The organism is Umezawaea sp., assembly GCF_036375055.1.
Taxonomy (GTDB): Bacteria; Actinomycetota; Actinomycetes; order Mycobacteriales; family Pseudonocardiaceae; genus Umezawaea.
Map to the genome: position 1 here is coordinate 68,386 of NZ_DASUSQ010000172.1, position 17,625 is coordinate 86,010.

16 protein-coding genes are annotated in these 17,625 nt (G+C 72.8%); 5 read left to right on the plus strand and 11 right to left on the minus strand.

What is annotated here, in order from left to right; genetic code table 11:
- Positions 1-25: 25 nt before the first annotated feature.
- The gene (locus tag VFZ92_RS40510; protein ID WP_330883154.1) at positions 26-1,330 is read left to right on the plus strand and encodes a cation:proton antiporter; all 1,305 of its coding nucleotides are present in this window, start codon (positions 26-28) and stop codon (positions 1,328-1,330) included.
- A 1-nt stretch (position 1,331) separates the two neighbouring features.
- Here the strand turns inward: VFZ92_RS40510 and VFZ92_RS40515 are convergent, their stop codons facing one another.
- Positions 1,332-2,219, minus strand: coding sequence for an NAD-dependent protein deacetylase (locus VFZ92_RS40515; protein WP_330883156.1), 888 nt, complete (start codon positions 2,217-2,219; stop codon positions 1,332-1,334).
- A 32-nt stretch (positions 2,220-2,251) separates the two neighbouring features.
- On the opposite strand from VFZ92_RS40515, the gene VFZ92_RS40520 reads away from it, so the two are divergent.
- Complete coding sequence (locus VFZ92_RS40520; RefSeq protein WP_330883158.1) at positions 2,252-2,770, plus strand: molybdenum cofactor biosysynthesis protein; 519 nt, start codon at positions 2,252-2,254, stop codon at positions 2,768-2,770.
- A gap of 144 nt (positions 2,771-2,914) precedes the next feature.
- Here VFZ92_RS40520 and VFZ92_RS40525 read toward each other — a convergent pair whose 3' ends face one another.
- Both VFZ92_RS40525 and VFZ92_RS40530 read right to left on the minus strand, forming a co-directional pair.
- Positions 2,915-3,241: a DUF6204 family protein gene (locus VFZ92_RS40525; RefSeq protein ID WP_330883160.1), complete on the minus strand. Its 327-nt coding sequence runs from the start codon at positions 3,239-3,241 to the stop codon at positions 2,915-2,917.
- A 73-nt stretch (positions 3,242-3,314) separates the two neighbouring features.
- Positions 3,315-3,572 carry a hypothetical protein gene (locus VFZ92_RS40530; RefSeq protein ID WP_330883162.1) on the minus strand — a complete coding sequence of 86 codons (258 nt, stop codon included), beginning with the start codon at positions 3,570-3,572 and terminating at the stop codon, positions 3,315-3,317.
- A 178-nt stretch (positions 3,573-3,750) separates the two neighbouring features.
- Here VFZ92_RS40530 and VFZ92_RS40535 point away from each other — a divergent pair, with 178 nt between their 5' ends.
- Positions 3,751-4,878, plus strand: a complete 1,128-nt coding sequence (locus VFZ92_RS40535) for a cellulose binding domain-containing protein (protein ID WP_330883164.1) — start codon at positions 3,751-3,753, stop codon at positions 4,876-4,878.
- Between the two features lies 1 nt (position 4,879).
- Here the strand turns inward: VFZ92_RS40535 and VFZ92_RS40540 are convergent, their stop codons facing one another.
- Positions 4,880-5,614 carry an SDR family oxidoreductase gene (locus VFZ92_RS40540; RefSeq protein ID WP_330883166.1) on the minus strand — a complete coding sequence of 245 codons (735 nt, stop codon included), beginning with the start codon at positions 5,612-5,614 and terminating at the stop codon, positions 4,880-4,882.
- Positions 5,615-5,746: 132 nt separating this feature from the next.
- On the opposite strand from VFZ92_RS40540, the gene VFZ92_RS40545 reads away from it, so the two are divergent.
- A complete protein-coding gene (locus VFZ92_RS40545; protein ID WP_330883168.1) occupies positions 5,747-7,471 on the plus strand; it encodes a serine/threonine-protein kinase in 1,725 nt (574 codons plus the stop codon).
- Between the two features lie 66 nt (positions 7,472-7,537).
- On the opposite strand, the gene VFZ92_RS40550 is transcribed toward VFZ92_RS40545, so the two are convergent.
- Both VFZ92_RS40550 and VFZ92_RS40555 read right to left on the minus strand, forming a co-directional pair.
- On the minus strand, positions 7,538-9,133 hold the full coding sequence (locus VFZ92_RS40550; RefSeq protein ID WP_330883170.1) for a DUF1996 domain-containing protein: 1,596 nt from the start codon (positions 9,131-9,133) through the stop codon (positions 7,538-7,540).
- Between the two features lie 186 nt (positions 9,134-9,319).
- Positions 9,320-10,498, minus strand: coding sequence for a glycosyltransferase (locus tag VFZ92_RS40555; protein ID WP_330883171.1), 1,179 nt, complete (start codon positions 10,496-10,498; stop codon positions 9,320-9,322).
- 494 nt (positions 10,499-10,992) lie between these two features.
- On the opposite strand from VFZ92_RS40555, the gene VFZ92_RS40560 reads away from it, so the two are divergent.
- Positions 10,993-11,445 (plus strand): DUF4395 domain-containing protein, encoded by a 453-nt coding sequence (locus tag VFZ92_RS40560; protein WP_330883173.1) that lies wholly within the window; start codon positions 10,993-10,995, stop codon positions 11,443-11,445.
- Positions 11,446-11,457: 12 nt separating this feature from the next.
- On the opposite strand, the gene VFZ92_RS40565 is transcribed toward VFZ92_RS40560, so the two are convergent.
- The 5 genes from VFZ92_RS40565 to VFZ92_RS40585 form a co-directional block, all read right to left on the minus strand.
- Positions 11,458-12,102 (minus strand): response regulator transcription factor, encoded by a 645-nt coding sequence (locus VFZ92_RS40565; RefSeq protein ID WP_330883175.1) that lies wholly within the window; start codon positions 12,100-12,102, stop codon positions 11,458-11,460.
- Between the two features lie 3 nt (positions 12,103-12,105).
- Positions 12,106-13,314 carry a sensor histidine kinase gene (locus VFZ92_RS40570; RefSeq protein ID WP_330883177.1) on the minus strand — a complete coding sequence of 403 codons (1,209 nt, stop codon included), beginning with the start codon at positions 13,312-13,314 and terminating at the stop codon, positions 12,106-12,108.
- A 64-nt stretch (positions 13,315-13,378) separates the two neighbouring features.
- Positions 13,379-15,898 (minus strand): FtsX-like permease family protein, encoded by a 2,520-nt coding sequence (locus VFZ92_RS40575; RefSeq protein ID WP_330883179.1) that lies wholly within the window; start codon positions 15,896-15,898, stop codon positions 13,379-13,381.
- A 3-nt stretch (positions 15,899-15,901) separates the two neighbouring features.
- Positions 15,902-16,660 carry an ABC transporter ATP-binding protein gene (locus VFZ92_RS40580; RefSeq protein ID WP_330883181.1) on the minus strand — a complete coding sequence of 253 codons (759 nt, stop codon included), beginning with the start codon at positions 16,658-16,660 and terminating at the stop codon, positions 15,902-15,904.
- Entirely contained in the window at positions 16,657-17,574 is a 918-nt protein-coding gene (locus VFZ92_RS40585; protein ID WP_330883183.1) for a type II CAAX endopeptidase family protein, read from the minus strand. Before VFZ92_RS40585 ends, VFZ92_RS40580 begins: the two co-directional genes overlap by 4 nt.
- Between the last annotated feature and the right edge of the window lie 51 nt (positions 17,575-17,625).

Below are 17,625 nucleotides of genomic sequence, written 5' to 3' on the forward strand. Positions count from 1 at the left end.
CGGCACACACCGAAGGAGAACCCGGATGACGGTCCTCGCCGCACCGGTCAGCCCCATCGGAGCGCACCAGATGCTGGTGTTCCTGCTCCAGGTCTCCCTGCTGCTCGGCACCGCGTTCCTCCTGGGCAGGCTCGCGATCAGGGTCAAGATGCCCGCGCTGGTGGGCGAACTGGCCGCGGGCGTGCTGCTGGGGCCGTCGCTGCTCGCGCACGCCCTCCCCGCGCTGTCGGCGTGGCTGCTGCCCACCAACCCCGAGCAGATCCACCTGCTCGACGCCGTCGGCCAGCTCGGCGTGCTGCTGCTGGTCGGCCTGACCGGCATGCACATCGACCTCGGCCTGGTGCGGCGCAAGGGCAAGACGGCCGCGTGGGTGAGCACGGGCGGGCTGCTCGTGCCGCTGGGCCTCGGCTTCGCCGTCGGGATGGTGCTGCCGACGTCGCTGATCGCCGAGGGGACGGAGCGCGACGTCTTCGCGCTGTTCCTCGGGGTGGCGATGTGCGTGAGCGCGATCCCGGTCATCGCGAAGACCCTGCTGGAGATGCGGCTGCTGCACCGCAACATCGGCCAGCTGATCATCAGCTCGGCGGCGGTCGACGACATCGTCGGCTGGTCGCTGCTCTCGATCGTCTCGGCGATGGCGACCACGGGCCTGCGCGCGGGCCTGGTGCTGTTCACCGTCGGCTGCCTCCTCGTGGTGGCGGTGGTGGCCCTGCTGATCGGCAGGCCGCTGGTGCGCAAGAGCCTGGAGTACGCGAACAGGTCCAGCGACCCCGGCGTGACCGTCGCCGTCGTCGTGCTGCTGCTCGTCCTGTCCGCGGCGGGCACCCACGCGCTCGGCCTCGAACCGATCCTGGGCACGTTCGTCTGCGGTGTGCTGCTCAGCTCGTCCGGCCTGCTCGACCGCACGAAGCTCGCGCCGCTGCGGACGTTCGTCATGGCCGTCCTGGCCCCGATCTTCTTCGCCACGGCCGGTCTGCGGATGGACCTGACCGCGCTGCGCGAGCCCGCTGTGCTGGGCGCGGCCGTCCTGGTGCTCGCGGTGGCGATCGGGGGCAAGTTCATCGGCGCCTACATCGGCGCCCGCACGGGCAAGCTCACGCACTGGGAGGGCCTCGCGCTCGGCGCCGGGCTCAACGCCCGCGGTGTCGTGGAGGTCGTCGTCGCGATGGTGGGCCTGCGCCTCGGCGTCCTGACCACCGAGACCTACACGATCATCATCCTGGTGGCCGTCGTGACGTCGCTGATGGCGCCGCCGACCCTGCGCTACGCCGTCGGCCGGATCACCGAGACGACCGAGGAGCAGGACCGGGAGAAGGCGTTCAGCGGGTAGCTCAGCCGGTGGCGACGCCCAGCCGCTCGGTCAGCTCCGTGAGGGCCTGGCCGAGCGGCAGGTCGACCCGCACCGCGGCGCACGCGTCGCCGCGCGTCTCGCCGCGGTTGACGATGAGGACCCGCTTGCCCTCCTTGGCGGCGTGCCGGACGAACCGCAGGCCGGACATGACGGTCAGCGAGGAGCCGAGCACCAGCACGGCGTCGGCCTCGTCGACCAGCCGGTAGCACCGCTCGACGCGGGCGCGCGGGACGTTCTCGCCGAAGAACACCACGTCCGGCTTGAGCACCCCGGTGCGGCACGCCCCGCACGCCACGAGGTGGAAGGTCGCGACCACGTCGGCGGCCAGCTCCACGTCGCCGTCGGGGTTGATCCGCGTCGCGGTGCCCTCGAACGCCGGGTTGGCCGCGCGCAGCCTGCGGTCCAGGTCCTCGCGCGGGCTGGTGCCGCCGCAGTCGAGGCAGATCACCCGGTCGAGGCTGCCGTGCAGCTCCACGGCGTCCGGCGCGCCCGCGGCCTGGTGCAGGCCGTCGACGTTCTGCGTGATGATCCCGGACAGGTGGCCGCTCGCGCGCAGCGCGCTGACGGCGCGGTGGCCCGCGTTCGGAGCGGCACGGGCGATGGTGCGCCAGCCGAGGTGGCTGCGGGCCCAGTAGCGCCTGCGGCCCGCCGGGCTGCCGACGAACTCCTCGTAGGTCATGGGGGTGTGGCGGCGGAGGCTGCCCTCCTCGCCCCGGTAGTCCGGGATGCCGGACTCCGTGGACAGGCCCGCCCCGCTGAGCACGACCACGCGCCCGCGGGCGACGGTCTCGACGACCTCGTCCAGGTCGGTGGTGCGGGGCAGGGGGGCGCCCGTCGCCGTCCAGCTCAACGTCGGCCGAGTTCGCACGCCACCGAGCTTACGTGTGTACCGTCGATCGGGTGGACGTCCAGGTCATCGCCCTGCTGGTGTCACCGGTGCACGCCTTCGAAGGCCGTCCGCAGGACGGCCCGACGACCGATCCGCTGCTGGGGTCGCGCGACCGGGTGGAGGTGCGCGCGGGCCTCGGCCTGGTGGGGGACCGGTACTACGCGCGGCCCGCGCACCGCAAGGCCTCGGTGAGCGTGTTCGCCGTGGAGTCGCTCGACGCGATCACCGCGAAACTGGGCCTGTCCGCCGTGCCGAACCCGCTGCTGCCCAGGCGCAACGTCGTGCTGCGCGGGTTCCCGGTCGACGGCCTCGCCGCCGGGCGGGCGAGGAGCGGCGCGCTGTTCAGCCTCGACTCCGGCGACGGCCCGGTCCGCTTCCAGGCACACCGCCCGGCCAGCCCGTGCGGCTGGATGGACGCGGTGCTGGCGCCCGGCGCGCACCGGGCGCTGCGGGGCCGCGGTGGGGTGCGCTGCGAGCCGTTGGACGACGGGGTGCTGCGCGTGGGCCCGGCCGTGTTGACCGTGCTGTGACGTGCGGTGCCTGCGTCCGGTGCGCTGCGACGGGGTGCTGCGCGTGGGCCCGGCCGTCTCGACCGTGCTGTGACGGGTGTGCCGCGCGGGGGCCCGCCGTCCTGACCGCGCTGTGACGCGCGGCTCCCCGACGACCGCGGCCCGCTACTTGCGGCGGACCTTCACCAGGTCCATGTCCGTGGCAGAGGCCTTCAGGTCGCGGAAGTCCACGCCCAGCCCGTCCACCGCGCGCGCCGCCGCGGCCAGCCCGCGGTCGCACACCGCCCGGTCGTTCTGCTCCACGGGCGCCCGCAGTTGGATCCGGAAGCTGAAGAAGTCCAGCGTCCGGTCGTAGGCCAGCGACCCCGCCTCGGAGAACCCGTTGGTGAGCAGCCCGTGCTCGTCCACCTCCGCGAGCAGCCGCGCTCGCCCGGCCTCGTCGAGGTCGGTGAACCGACCCCGCACCATGACCCGGTAGGTGTGCTCCGCCATCACCGCTCCTCATCCGCCGACCGACCGGCGAATCCTCTCCCGAGGCGCCCGTCCGGCGCGACCGAATTCGGCGTCAGGCGGTCTCGGAGATCCGCACGGCGGTCGCCGTGCCACCGGACGTGGTGGCCACGACGGTGACCGTGTCGCTCTCGACGACGTCCGCCGCCGTGCCCGCCGCCCCGCCCGCCGCGTGCACGACGGCCGCGCCGCCTCCCGCGACGGCGAGCGCGACGGCCGCGGCGGCGAGCCCCGTGCGCGACCGCGACGGCCGCCGCCCGCCGGGCTCGACGGGGACCTGGCCGCTGGGGACCTGCTCGGTGGGGGTCGTCATCGTGCGCTCCTCGTGATCGGCTGTGACCACCACCCTCACGGCGGCGGCTGTGCGGGCCCTGTGCGTTCGTCGAGAGCGCCCTGTGCGGCACCGGCCCGTCCTCCCCGCTTGAACCGGCCGCGCGGTCCACCCGTATTCCCCAGATGGGCACGATGCGGATCTTCCGAGGAGCGCGCAGATGAGCAATCCGTTGGCGCAGTTGGCCTTCCGGGTGTCACTCACGATCGCGGCCATCGGTGTGGGTGGTGCCGTGCTGGCCGCGGCCGTGGGGTTGGTGCTGCTGGCGGCGCTGCCGTCGACGGCCGCTGGAACGCAGTTGTGCGGGAAGAACGACGTCGCGCCCGCGGGGGAGGGGGGCTACCTGGCGGGCAACAACGTCACGGGCGCCGACACCGCGCAGTGCGTCACGGTCGGCGACCGGGCGCTGCGCGTCGACAGCGCCGAGCACCACCTGCCGGTCGGCGGGCCGCCCGCCGCCTCGCCGTCGCTGCTCAAGGGCTGCCACGGGACCGTCTGCTCGGAGGGCGGCGGCCTGCCCGTGCAGGTGTCGCGGATGCCCGAGCTGACCAGCAGCCTGGTCACCACCCAGGCCGAGGACGGCGACTACGCCGCGGCCTACACGGCCTGGTTCCACAGCGGGCCTGAGGTGGCCGGGCGGCCCGACGGGGCCGAGCTGGCGATCTGGTTGCGCGCGAACGGCGACGCGCGGCCCGCGGGCATGATGGTGGCAGGCGGGATGCCGATCTCCGGTGCCAGCTGGGACGTCTGGTTCGAGAGGGCGCAGGGGCTCAACCGGATCACCTACGAGCGGGTCGGTGACGTCACCTCGGTGCGGGACCTCGACATCCGCGCGTTCGGGAAGGACGCGGCGAGCCGGGCGTGGATCAAGCCGGACTGGTACCTCGTCGGCGTCGAGGCGGGGTTCGACCTGTGGCGCGGCGGCGCGGGCAACTCGGTCGACGAGTTCGAGGTGACCGTCGCCGAGCAGCTCGCCCAGCAGGGGCCGGCGGGCTGCACGGCGAGCCTCGCGGTGGACGAGAGCTGGCCGCAGGGGTTCAAGGCGACCGTCAAGATCACCAACTCGGGCGGGCAGGCGGTCAGGGGGTGGGCGGTCGACTGGACGTTCCCCGGCGACCAGCGGATCGAGAACTCCTGGGACGCCGCGGTCACCCAGCGGGGGCGGACCGTGCGCGCGGTGAACGCGGACTACAACGGGCGGATCGAGGTCGACCGGTCGACCACCTTCGGCATGGTCGGCACCGGGGTCGCGCCGAAGGCCGTCGCGCTGACCTGCGTGCCGCTCTGAGTCAGCCGCGGCCCACGAGCGGCATCGCGGTCGCCATCACGGTCATGAACTGCACGTTGGCCTCCAGCGGCAGCCCGGCCATGTAGCGCACGGCGGTCGCGACGTCCGCCACGTCCATCGTCGGCTCCGGCGCGGTGGTGAAGTCGGCCTGGAGCACGCCCTGGCCCATCCGCTCGGTCAACGGGGTCGCGGCGTTGCCGATGTCGATCTGCCCGCACGCGATGCCGTACCGGCGGCCCTCCAGCGACAGCGACTTCGTGATGCCGGTGATCGCGTGCTTGGTCGCGTTGTAGGCGATGGCGTCCGGCCGGGGCGCGTACGCCGACACCGAGCCGTTGTTGATGATCCGCCCGCCCCGCGGGTCCTGGTCGCGCATGGTCCGGAACGCCTCGCGGGCGCACAGGAACGTGCCGGTCAGGTTCGTGTCGACCACCTTGGACCACTGCCCGAGCGAGAAGTCCTCGACCGGGGTCGCGCGCACGTTCGTGCCCGCGTTGTTGAACAGCACGTCCACCCGGCCCCACCGCTCGCGCACCGCGGCGAACAGCGCCACGACGGCCTCCTCGACCCTGGTGTCGGTGGGGACCACGAGCACGTCGTCGCCGGTCGCGGTCTCGGCGAGGGTGTCGGCGTGCCGCCCGGCCAGCGCCACCCGGTAGCCCGCCTCCAGCAGGTCCCGCGCGACCGCGCGACCCACCCCGGACCCCGCGCCCGTCACCACCGCGACACCGGACATGGTCGTCTCCTCGCAGCTCGGGGGCTCGCCACCGTGATCGTAGTGCCGTCCGGCGTGCGCCTTCCGGGGGAACCGCGCGGTTACCATCTGCGTCGATGCGGTGTGGTGGACGACGAGAGATCCGGGAGAGCGATGGCGGCGGAGACCTTCGGGCCCTATCGCATCGAGGAGCTGCTCGGTCGCGGCGGCATGGGCGAGGTGCACCGCGCCTACGACACCGTCCACGACCGCGTGGTGGCGTTGAAGCGGCTGTCGGCGCAGTTCAACGCCGACGCCGACTACCGGGCCCGGTTCCGCGCCGAGTCGAAGATCGTCGCCCGGCTGCGCGAACCGCACGTGATCCCGATCCACGCCTACGGCGAGATCGACGGCCACCTGTACCTGGACATGCGGCTGGTGGAGGGTCGTGACCTCACCGACCTGATCACCGGTCCGGTGGACGCCCGCCGCGCCGTGCGGATCGTCGAGCAGGTCGCCAGCGCGCTGGACGCGGCGCACGCCGACGGCCTGGTGCACCGCGACGTCAAGCCGTCGAACATCCTGGTCGCCGCCGGTGACTTCGTGTACCTGGTGGACTTCGGCATCGCCCGCAGCTCGTCGCCGACGGCCACCCACCTCACCGCGTCCGGCGACGTCGTCGGCACGCTCGACTACATGGCGCCCGAGCGGTTCAGCGGCGGCCCGGTCGACGGCCGCGTGGACGTCTACGCGCTGGCCTGCGTGCTGTTCACCAGCGTCACCGGCCGCCGCCCGTTCACCGCGGACACCACCGCCGCCCAGATCTGGGCGCACATGCAGGAACCGCCGCCGCGCGCGTCCCAGACGCACCCGGCCGTCCCACCCGCCCTGGACGACGTGATCACCAGGGGGATGGCGAAGGACCCGGCCCAGCGCTACCCGACCGCCGGGGCGCTCGCCGCCGCCGCCGCGGCGGCGCTCGACCAGGCGCCCGCGGCCCCGCCGGTGTCGACCCCGCCCCGTGGGCAGCCCGTCGCGCCGCGGTTCCAGCCCCCGGTCCCGACGCCGCCGCACGGGCAGCAGCAGTTCCCGACCCCGCCGCGGGGGCAGCAGTTCCCGACGCCGCCGCACGGGCAGCTCCGCCCGCCGACGCCGCCGCCGTGGTCGCCCGCGCCGCCGGGGCCCTCGACCCGGCCCGGTCCGTCGAGCCGCGACCGGGCGGTGCTCGTCGGAGCCGTCGGCGCGGTCCTCGTGATCGCCGCGGTCGTGGTCTCGCTGGTGGTGTTGAAGGACAAGGAGGGCGGCCAGGCGTCCGGCCGGTCCTCGGACGCGCCGACGTCGTCCACCACGACCTCGGCCACGCCGACGACCTCGGCGGTGCCGACCACGACGTCGCCACCGCCGCCGCCCAACCCGTCGGTCGCCGCGCTCCAGGCCGTGCTGCCGACGTCCTACGTCGGCAACCCCACGTGCGTCGAGGAGGAGAACGGCGGGGGCGGCGAGCTGGCGACCGTCGAGTGCACCGAGGCCAACGGCGTGGACGGCTACGTCCCGCCGCCGGAGCGGGCGGTGTTCCGGCTGTTCGCCGACCGGGCCGCGCAGGACGCGTACTTCCTCAAGCTGGTGCAGGACAACAACCTGCCGCGGATCGACGAGCAGGGCGGCTGCCGCCCGGTGACGCAGCCCCTGCACTACGCGGAGATCTGGCGCACCGAGGCGGGACCGCTGCCCGGCGAGTTCACCACGTGCTTCGTCAAGGACGGCACCGGTCAGCTCTGGTGGGTCGACTCGAAGACGTTGACCATCGGCCAGCTCGTCTCGTCCAAGGCGACCACGAACGAGGCCCTGGACAAGCTGGACCTGTGGTGGAACCACATGATCCTGTCCAAGATGAACTGACCCCCCGACGCGACGAGGGCCACCCCGGTCGCGGGGTGGCCCTCGTCGTCGTTCACGCCGTGCTCGCTACTCCCGGCAGGTCTTGCCGCGGTTCACGCACCACACGAGGCGGTTCATGATGCTCTGCGACATGACGTTCGCGAAGTCGTCGTGGTCGCTGACCGGGTTGTGGTTCTCGGTCGGGAACGCGTCCACCTTGTACTGGCCCTTGCGCTGCACGTCCCTGGGGATGTTGTAGGTCAGGGTGATGCGCAGCTGGGGAACGGCCTTGAAGCCCTGGCCGCACCTCCCGGTGTTCGGGTCCGGGAACACGATGTGCGTGCGGTGGTTGGCCGAGTCGGTGTTCTTGCCGTCCCAGCAGCTCGGGAAGTCGTGGATGCGCTTGACCTTCGCGCCCCGCGGGCAGATCGGGTACTCCTTGATCTGCACCTTGTCCTCGAAGCCGGAGCAGGTCCACGAGTCGCGGGCGTTCTTGGTGCCGTTGATGGAGATCTTGGCGTCGCCGTAGAGCACGCGGAGGAACTTCGGCATCGCGGTGACCTTGCCGACCGGGCTGCCGCGGAAGGTGATCTCGGCCTTCTCCGGCCGCTGGATCACGCCGTCGTTGCCGGGCAGCTCGTTGTTCTCGTCCTCGTCCGCGGCGGGCGGGGTCTGGGCCGGGGGCTTCTCGCTGTTCTCGGAACCGTCCGGCACCGGGGCGGGGTTGTTCTCGTCCTTGATGCCGCACTCGCCGAGCTTCTTCAGCTCGTCGATCTGCTTCTGGAGGTTGGCGACCTGGTCGCTGAGCTTCTTCAGCTCCTCGATGATCTTGTCGAGGGCGGCCTGGCGCTGGTCGGCCACCGGGGCGAGGACCTCCGCGGCCTCGGCCTGGCTCACCACGGGCGCGCCCGCGGCCTCGGCGGCGAGCTTCTTGTCCGCGTCCTCGGTGATCTTGTCGACCTCGGCGAGCTGCTTGGACACCTCCTGCACGGCGGCGTCGGGCACGTCCTCCAGCTTGCTGGCGACGTCCGGGCACACCACGCGGGGCGTTTCCTTGTCCTTCTTGTCGGCGGCGGCCTGCTCCTTGCGCTCCTCGACCTTGGCGGGCGGGTTCGCGGTCGCGGTCGCGCTCTCGGGCAGCGGCGCCGCGCTCTCGTTGGCCGCCACGTCGTTCGCGATGGCCGCCTGGTCGTTCGCGGCGGGCGCGTTCTGGTCGACCTTCGCCTCGGCCTCCTCGTCCTCCGTGTCGATCCGGACGACGGGCCAGAAGTAGGCGGACTTGTCACCGTTCTTGCAGGTGGTACCGGCCTTGCGCAGGCTCTCGTTGGTGGAGAACGCGTTCGTCGACAGGTTGCCGACGTAGTCGTGGAGGTGCTGGGCGCCGTTCTCGACACCGGGGGCGGCGATGAAGTTGTCGCCGTTGAAGTGGCCGTTCTTGTTCGTGCCGCAGTTGACGGTGAACGTGCCCCTGGACGCGTTGCCCTGCTTCTGGACGGCTTTGACGTTCGGCTTCACCTTGGTGATGTCGACGAACAGGGACCTGTCCACCCCGTCCGCGTAGGCCTCGTCGTCGCCGGTGGTCGTGACCACGACCACGGCACCGGCCGCGATCGCCACGGCCGCGCCGAACGTGGCGAACTTCGTTCTGCGGGAGATCTGGTGCCGCCCACCGGTCCGGCTCATCTGCTGCTCACCTCTGTCGTCGGGGTGCTTCGAGCGCGGCGTTCGACGACCCGCTCAGAGGGGCATACGGACAGTCGGTTCGACGTACCTCAACCGTGTTCTCGGTGTTATCGATCCGTTATGTTCGCCCCCTTGTCCCTGCGTGATGGATAGATCGCGCAGTGTTACCGCGGGGTTGGGGGCCGGTCAGCCGGTCCCCTCGGCCGCCGCCGAGTTCGGCGCGGCTGCCTGGCGGTAGGCCCGCACCGTTTCCGCCGCGACGTGGTCCCAGGAGTGGTAGGCCCGCACCCGGTCGGTGCCCGCGATCGAGTAGAACTGGCACCGCAGCCGGTTCGACAGCAGGTCGCGCACCGCCCGTCCGAGCGCGACGGGGTCGTGCGGTGGCACCAGGACGCCGGTGAGGCCGTCGACGACGGTGTCCACCAGCGCGCCCACCTTCGCCGCGACGACCGGGATGCCGCACGCCATCGCCCGCAGCGACGTGATGCCGGAGGTCTCGTACCAGGGCGCGCACACCACGACGTCGGCCGAGCGCAGCAGTGCGGGCATCGCCGTGGTCGTCACCTCGCCGGTGAACCGAACCCGGTGCGCGACGGAGCGCTTCTCGGCGTACTTGACCAGCTTGCCGACCTCGGGGTTGACCCGGGGCGCCGTGCGCCGGACCGGGTCGGCGATCACCAGTTCGGCGCCGGGGACGACGGTCATCGCGTCGATGGCGGTGTGGAACCCGTTGCGCGGCACCACCTCGCCGATCGCGAGCACCCTGGACCGGTGGCCGCGGGAGGCGATCGGGCCGTCCGGGCGGAACTGGTCGGGGTCGAGGCCCCACGGCACCAGCGACATCCGGGAGCGGGGCACGCCGATCCGCTCCAACTCGTCCAGCTCGTCGTTGCTGGCCGCGATGACGTGGTCGGCGGAGATCGCGATCAGGCGTTCGAGGGCCATCCGCCAGCGGCCCGCGGAGCCGGTGGAGCGCTGGAAGCGGTCCTCGACGACCTTGAGCGCGTGGAACGACTGCACGAGCGGCGCGCGGGAGTCGCGCACGGCCAGGCCGGACATCCAGGAGTGCAGGTGCACGACGTCGGGGGTCCGCTCGTCCCACTCGCGGTCGAGGTACGCCGCGATCCCGTCGAGGTGCTGGAGCAGTTCCGCCTTGGGCAGCGGCGCGGTCGGACCCACCGGGACGCGCACGACGTCGTAGCCGTGCTGGGTGCGGCGGCGTTCGGGCAGGGCGCGGGAGTCGCACCGGGTGTAGAGCGTGACGTCGTGCCCGTGCCCGCTCAGCGCGCCCGCCAGCCCCGCCACGTGCGCCCTCTGCTCGACGGGGTCGTTCTCCCACGACGCCGCCACCATGTCGATCCGCATCTCGGTCCCCGTGTGCCGCTGACTGCTTATCCTGTGCCATTCGTGAATTCTTCGTCCCTGTGCGATTCCCAATCGCGTTGAATAGCGGACGTGATCGGCGGGGTCGAGTGTAGGCCTCGTCTCGGGTGTCGGAAGCGATTTTTCGAAAACATCTTCGGTTTTCTCTCTGCTGTTGAGTAAGCGATCCAGAAACGTTTCATCCCGCTGTAGTGCGGTGATGTCACTTCTGTCCTGCTTGGCGGGAATGGCGAAGGGTGGCTGGAGGAATTGAGACGGGTCTTTCGAGGAGGAGCGAACATGGGATGACTCGGCCATTCATGATTTCACCTGCTCGTCGATATCCGCGGTTGCGGTGCCGTCGGGCAAGGGGGGCGGGTTCGGGTGGTCCGGTGTTTTCGGACAGCTTTGTGACAGCCGGGGGACAGGTCGACCGATCGGGCGAAGTATCCGATTCGATCTTGACTGGTGGACCGCGACCGGGATTGGTTTGCGTCATGGCCGATCGAGAAGTGCGCGAGCCCGCCCGCGGCGTCGACCCGAGGGGCGTGCGGTTCACCGCGGCCATGACGAGCGTGGTGCTGGCCGTCGGGCTGGTCGCCGAGAGCCCGAGGGTGCTGCTCGCCCAGGCGTTCCTCTTCGGGCTGTGCGCGGTGTTCGGCCTCCAGCTCAACCCGTACGGGGTGGCCTACCGGCGGACGCTCCAGTCGCGGCTCCCCCCGCCCGCCGGGATGGAGAGCGAGGGGCCGCTCCGGTTCTCCCAGGGCGTCGGGTGCGCCTTCGCCGTGGTGGGCGCCGTCGGCTACGCCACGGGGTCGGTCGCGCTGGGCACGACGGCCACGGCGCTGGCGCTGGCCGCGGCACTGCTGAACGCGGTCTTCGGGGTGTGCGTCGGCTGCCACCTGTACGTGGCGGTGGCCAGGGTGCGCCGCCGCGCCTCGCTCACCTGACCCGCCGCGGGGCTACGCCTTCAGGTACGCCAGCACGGCGAGCACCCTGCGGTGCCCCGCGTCCGTGGTCGGCAGGCCGAGCTTGGTGAAGATGTTGCCGATGTGCTTGTGGACCGCGCCGTCGCTGATCACCAGCGTGCTGCCGATCGTGGCGTTGGAGTGGCCCTCGGCCATCAGCCCCAGCACCTCGCGCTCGCGGGGCGTCAGGCGTTGCAGCGGGTCGTCGGAGCGGCGGCGCACCAGGAGCTGGCCGACCACCTCGGGGTCCATCGCCGTGCCGCCCGCGGCGACCCGCTCCAGCGCGTCGAGGAAGTCGGCGACCTTGCCCACCCGCTCCTTGAGGAGGTAGCCCACCGCGCCCGCGCCGTCGGCCAGCAGTTCGGTCGCGTAGCTCTCCTCGACGTGCGCCGACAGCACGAGCACCGCGAGACCGGGCCACTGCTTGCGGGCCTGGACCGCGGCGCGCAGGCCCTCGTCGCGGAACGTCGGCGGCATCCGGACGTCGACGACCGCGATGTCCGGCAGGTCCGCGGCGAGCGCGGCCAGCAGGTCATCGGGGTTGTCGACGGCGGAGGTGACCTCCATGCCCTCGGCACGCAACAGGTGCGTCAGGCCTTCCCGCAGCAGGGCGTCGTCCTCGGCGATCACGATGCGCACGGCTCATGGTCCCGCAGGGATGTCCACCCTCACCACAGTGGGTCCACCTGGAGGGCTGACGATCCTGGTCGAGCCGTCGAACGCCGCCACCCGGCCCCGGATGCCCGCCAGCCCGCTGCCGTGCTCCTGGTCGGCTCCGCCGCGGCCGTCGTCGGTGACCTCCACGACGAGCGCGCCGCCCTCCTCGCGCAGGCTGACGGTGATCCGGTCGGCCCCGCTGTGCTTGACGGCGTTGGTGAGCGCCTCCGCCACGACGAAGTACGCCGCCGCCTCCACGGCCGCGGGCATCCGGGGGACCGGGTGCTCCTCCACCGCGCACGGGATCGCGCAGTGCCCGGCCAGCGACGCCACCGCGCCCGTCAGCCCGCGGTCGACCAGCACGGGCGGGTAGATGGCGCGCACCACCTCGCGCAGTTCGGCCAGGGCGTCGGTGGCCGCCTTCTGGGCGGAGGCGACCATCGGCAGCGCCGCGGCGGGGTCGCGGGACAGCGCGCGTTCCACCATGCCGAGGTGCATCACCACCGCGACGAGCCGGTTCTGCGTGCCGTCGTGCAGGTTGCGCTCGATGCGCCGCAGCTCGGTGCCGTGCGCCTCCAGCGCCGCCGCCCGCGTCGCCGTGACCTCGGCGAGGCGTTCGGTGAGCGACCGCCGCGGCGGGGCGAGCCGGGCCGCGCTGGCCCTGGCCCACCAGCGGGCCAGCGGCGGCACCAGGAACACGCCCAGCAGGCCGTACGCGAGCCCGACGAGCGCCGCGACGCCCGCGCCCGCCCAGGAGTCCACCGGGGTGTCCACCGTGCTGGTCGCGCCGGGCAGGAACGGCCAGAACAGGGCGATGAACAGGTTCTGCGCCAGACCGGCTGGCGAGCCGATGGCGACGGACCCCGCCAGCAGCCCGAGGGTGCCCTGGAGGGCGAGCCACTGGGCGTCCCTGCGGTCGTGGAGGCTGGTGGCCACCTCCGCGACGCTGCCGCTGGTGCCCGGTGGCGGCGGCGGGATCGCGGTCGCCAGGTAGCGGCCGACGCGGTCCCGCTCGCGCGCCGCGAGGCCGCGGACGAACCGGATGACGTGGGGCAGCAGCGGCAGCGTGACGATCATCGCGACGCACACGACCATCGCCAGGAGCGCGGCCATGGCCTGGAACCCGACGAGCGCGGTGAAGGCGAGGAACCGCCAGGCGTCGCGCCACTGCCGGTCCGGGGCGGGGACGGTCACGATCGACGGCTCCTCTGTGGACGACGGGACGGACAATCGTGGCACGAGCACCCGCGGGGTCACCTCAGGCGCCCGCCCCGACCGCGTCCACGGGACGGCCGCGCAGCGCCGACCGGGTGGCCAGCACGATCGAGGAGAACCCGATCACCGCGGTGAGGAGCACCATCACCCCGTAGACGACCGGGTCGACGGTGGGCAGGACCCGCCCCGTGGTCGCCACGCTGATCCCGATCAGCGGCACCACCGCGACCGTCGTGCCGATCACGACGGCGGCGCCGACCACGATCCCGGCCTCCAGCGTCATCATCCGGCTCACGTGCCTGCGGTTCGTGCCGATCAGCCGCAGCATCGCGAACTCGCGCCGCCGCGCCCCGGTGGCCATCACCAGCGTGTTCACCACGGCGATCACCAGGTACAGCAGCAGGAAGCCGTTGCCGATCAGGTTGGTCGACGACTGCTGGTCCCGCGCGTCCCGCACCGCGCCCGCGAACGCCGTGCGGTCGAGCACGGCCAGGCCGGGGTACTTCGACGCCAGCTCGCCCAGCGCGGCACCGACCCCGGCGGAGTCGGCCCCGTCGGCGGTGGAGACCAGGACCGAGTCGTCGAACCCGGTCGCGGTGTGCGCGGCGAGCAGGTCGCGCGACGCCGTGACGTCGCCGAACCCGAGACCGTTGGCGTAGAGCGCGACCACCGTCAGGTCCTTCCCCGTGCCGTCGCCGAGGAACGCGCGCACGGTTCCGCCCACCCCGACGCCCGTGCTCTCGGCGGCGGCGGTGCTGAGGGCGATCGAGTCGCCGCGCACGTCGTCGAGGGAACCCGAGGTCACCCCGAGGTCCGCGGTGTCCCCGACGTGCTCGGGCGCGATGCCCTGCGCGGCGGCGGGTTCCGCCTCGACCTGGTCGAACACCCTCTGCTCCAGCAGCACCTGGCTCCGCACGACCGGCGACGCGTGCCGCACACCCGGCACCCGCCGCACGGCGTCCGCGATCTCCGGGGCCAGACCGGACGGTCCGGCGAGCACGAAGTCCGCCGTCACACCCGCCTCGACCTGGTCGGCCGCCGCGGCGTCGGCCGTGGTGATGGTGAAGAGCTGCACGGACGCCATCGCCACGGCCAGCGCGAGCGGGACGACCGCGCCGCTGAGCCGCCGGGCGTTGGCCCCGGTGTTGGCGACCGCGAGGTAGCCGCTGATCCGGCTGCGGTTGAGCAGCGGCGCGGCGGTGGCGGTGGCGACCCGCATGAGGTGCGGGCCCAGCATGGCCGTGCCGACCATCAGCAGCAGCACGGAGCCCGCGGCGCCGCTCATGCCCGCGATGCCGGGCACCAGCAGCGGCACGACGGTGCCCACCACCAGGCCCACCGCGATGAAGCCGACGCCGAACGCCCGCCGGGTCGTGCCGAGGTCCGCGGGTTCCACCGCGGCCTCGCCGAGCGCGTCCACCGGGTTGGCCCCGGCGAGCCGCCGGGCCGCGAAGTACCCCGCGGTCAGACCGCCGAGCACGCACAGCAGGAGCGCGGCCAGCGCGGGCAGCGGGCTGATCGCGAGGGTGAAGTCCGGGGGCAGCACGCCCGCGGCGGCGAACCCGTCCCGCAGGAGCCCCGCCACGGCGAAGCCGGGCAGGCTGCCGAGGACACCACCCGCGACCGACACCAGGAGCATCTCGGCGCCGATCATCCGGTGGACCTGCTTCGGCGTGGCCGCGATGGCCCGCAGCACCGCCAGTTCCCGCCGCCGCTGCTGGATCGACAGGCCGAGCGTGGAGGAGACCACGAACAGCACGACCATCGCGACGGTGCCCATGAGCGAGGAGGACAGGATCGTCAGGAGGCTCCGCGCCTGGCCGACGTCGAGGAACTCCACGTCGCCGATCCCGGCCCCGGTGTAGGCGGTCAGCGGGACGTCGGTGACGGTCGAGGTGATCCGCTCCGCCAGGTCGTCGGCGTCCACGCCGGGCGCGCCGAGCACGCCGACCGCGGTGATCCGGTCGGTGAGAGCCCCGGCCGCGGCGTCGGTGACGAACACGGCGGACTGCCGGGTCAGCGCGGGTGCCGACACGAGCCCGACCACGCGGTGCTCCGAGGGGACGGAACCGACCGCGATCGTCGTCGTGTCCCCGACGGACAGCCCGGCGCTCGCGGCGAGCGCCTGGTCCAGCACGGCTTCGCCGGGGGCCTCGGGCTGCCTGCCCCCGGTCAGCGAGAACGGCGCCAGCTCCGCCGACGACCAGCCGTGGGCGTACACCGGGACGCCCGCCGCGGCCGACGGCACGGTCACCCGCACGGTGCGCTCGGGCACGGCCTTCGCGACGCCGGGCACCCGAGCGACCCGCTCGGCCACGTCGGCGGGCAGCGTGACGCGCTCGGCGAACGGCGTGTCCGGCCCCTCGGCGACGACGTGCGCCTGCCTGCCGCCGACCACCGCGGTCGCGGCGGCGTAGCGCTCGGCCGTGACACCGGCCCGCAGGCCGGACTCCAGCAGGACACCGCTCGCGGTGATCACCGCGGCGCCGGAGAACAGCGCGACGAAGGCGGCGACGAAGCCGCCGCGGCGGGCCCTGATCGTGCTCCAGGCGAGGGAGAACACGGGTCACACCTCCCCGAGGTGGGTCATGCGCTCGGACACCTGCGCCGCGGTCGGGTGGTGCAGCCTGCCCGCGATCCGGCCGTCGGCGAGGAACACCACGGAGTCGGCGTACGAGGCGGCGACCGGGTCGTGGGTCACCATGAGCACGGTCTGGCCCAGGTCGGCGACGAGCGCGCGGAACAGCTCCAGCACCTGACGGCCGGTGCGGGTGTCGAGCGCGCCGGTCGGCTCGTCGGCCATCACGACCTCCGGCCGGTTCACCAGCGCGCGGGCGATGGCGACCCGCTGCTGCTGGCCGCCGGACAACTGCGAGGGACGCCTGCCCACCCGGTCGCCCATCCCGACCCGCTCCAGCAGCTCCCGCAGCCACGCCCGGTCGACGTCGCGCCCGGACAGCCTCGGCACGAGCGCCACGTTCTCCTCGACGGTCAGCGCGGACATCAGGTTGTAGGCCTGGAACACGAACCCGACCCGGTCGCGCCGCACCGCGGTGAGCGCGGCCTCCTTCATGCCTGCCAGCTCCACGTCCCCGAGCCGGACGCTGCCGGTCGTCGGCCGGTCCAGCCCCGCCGCGCAGTGCAGGAACGTGCTCTTGCCCGATCCCGACGGTCCCATGACCGCGGTGAACGTGCCCCGGTCGAGCGCGATGGACACGTCGCGCAGCGCGGTCACCGCGCTCTCCCCGGAACCGTAGGTCTTGGTCACCGACTCCAGGCGCAGGGCGCTGGTGCCGACGGACGTGGTGGTCAGCGCGCGGCTCACGCGGACACCTCGACCTTCGACCGGACGGGCGCGGTGTAACCGAGGTTGCCCCTGGTGGCGACGATGACGACCAGCGCGAGCACACCGAGGCCGAGCACCGGGCCCCAGAGCCAGTCGGGGTTGTCGCCGGGGAAGATCTCGGCGAACGCGACCGACTGGAAGTTGTTGATCGAGCAGTGCAGCAGCATGACGAGCGGCAGGCTCTGGCGGCCCTTGTTGTAGACCAGCGTGATCAGGAAGCTCATCTCCATCGCCAGGACGGCGAAGCGGACGATCGTCTCGGCGTCGACGTCCGGGCCGCCCCACGGGGTGAGGAACAGCGGGAGGTGCCAGATGGTCCACAGGGTGCCGAGGATGGCCGTGGCGAGCATCGGCCGGTGGCGCTCCTGGAGGCGGCTCAGGGCGAAGTCGCGCCAGCCCGGCTCCTCCGCGAGGCCGGTGGTGAAGAACTGGAGCACCAGCATCGGCACGTAGATCGCGAGCACCGTCAGCGACGGCACGCGCATCGCCTCCTCGGCACCCGGCATCGCCGCCGTGCCCGCCAGGACCGCGATCGGGACGGCGAACAGCGCGAACGCGTACCAGCCGACGCCTGCCCGGAACTGGAACAGCCGCCTGCGCCACCGCCGCAGCCCCTCGCGGCCCTCGGTGATCGCCGTGACGGTGAACGCGGCGGTCAGCGGGCCGAGGTAGGCGCCGGGCAGGATCGCGGTGAGCTGGTTGCCCATCAGCAGGTCCGGGTAGCGGAAGTGCAGGACTCCGAAGCCGTCCAGCGACAGGATGTACGGCGTCCACGCGATCCAGCTGATGGCGTTGGCGAGCGTGAAGAACGTGATCAGCGGGAAGCGCTGGACCAGCGCCTGGAAGCTGGTGGAGGGGACGCGGTCGGTGTCCGCGGCGTGGGTCGAGGTCATGCTCAAAGGCTAGGAACGGATCTCGCGGAAATCAGTGCAGGCAAGGGGCGT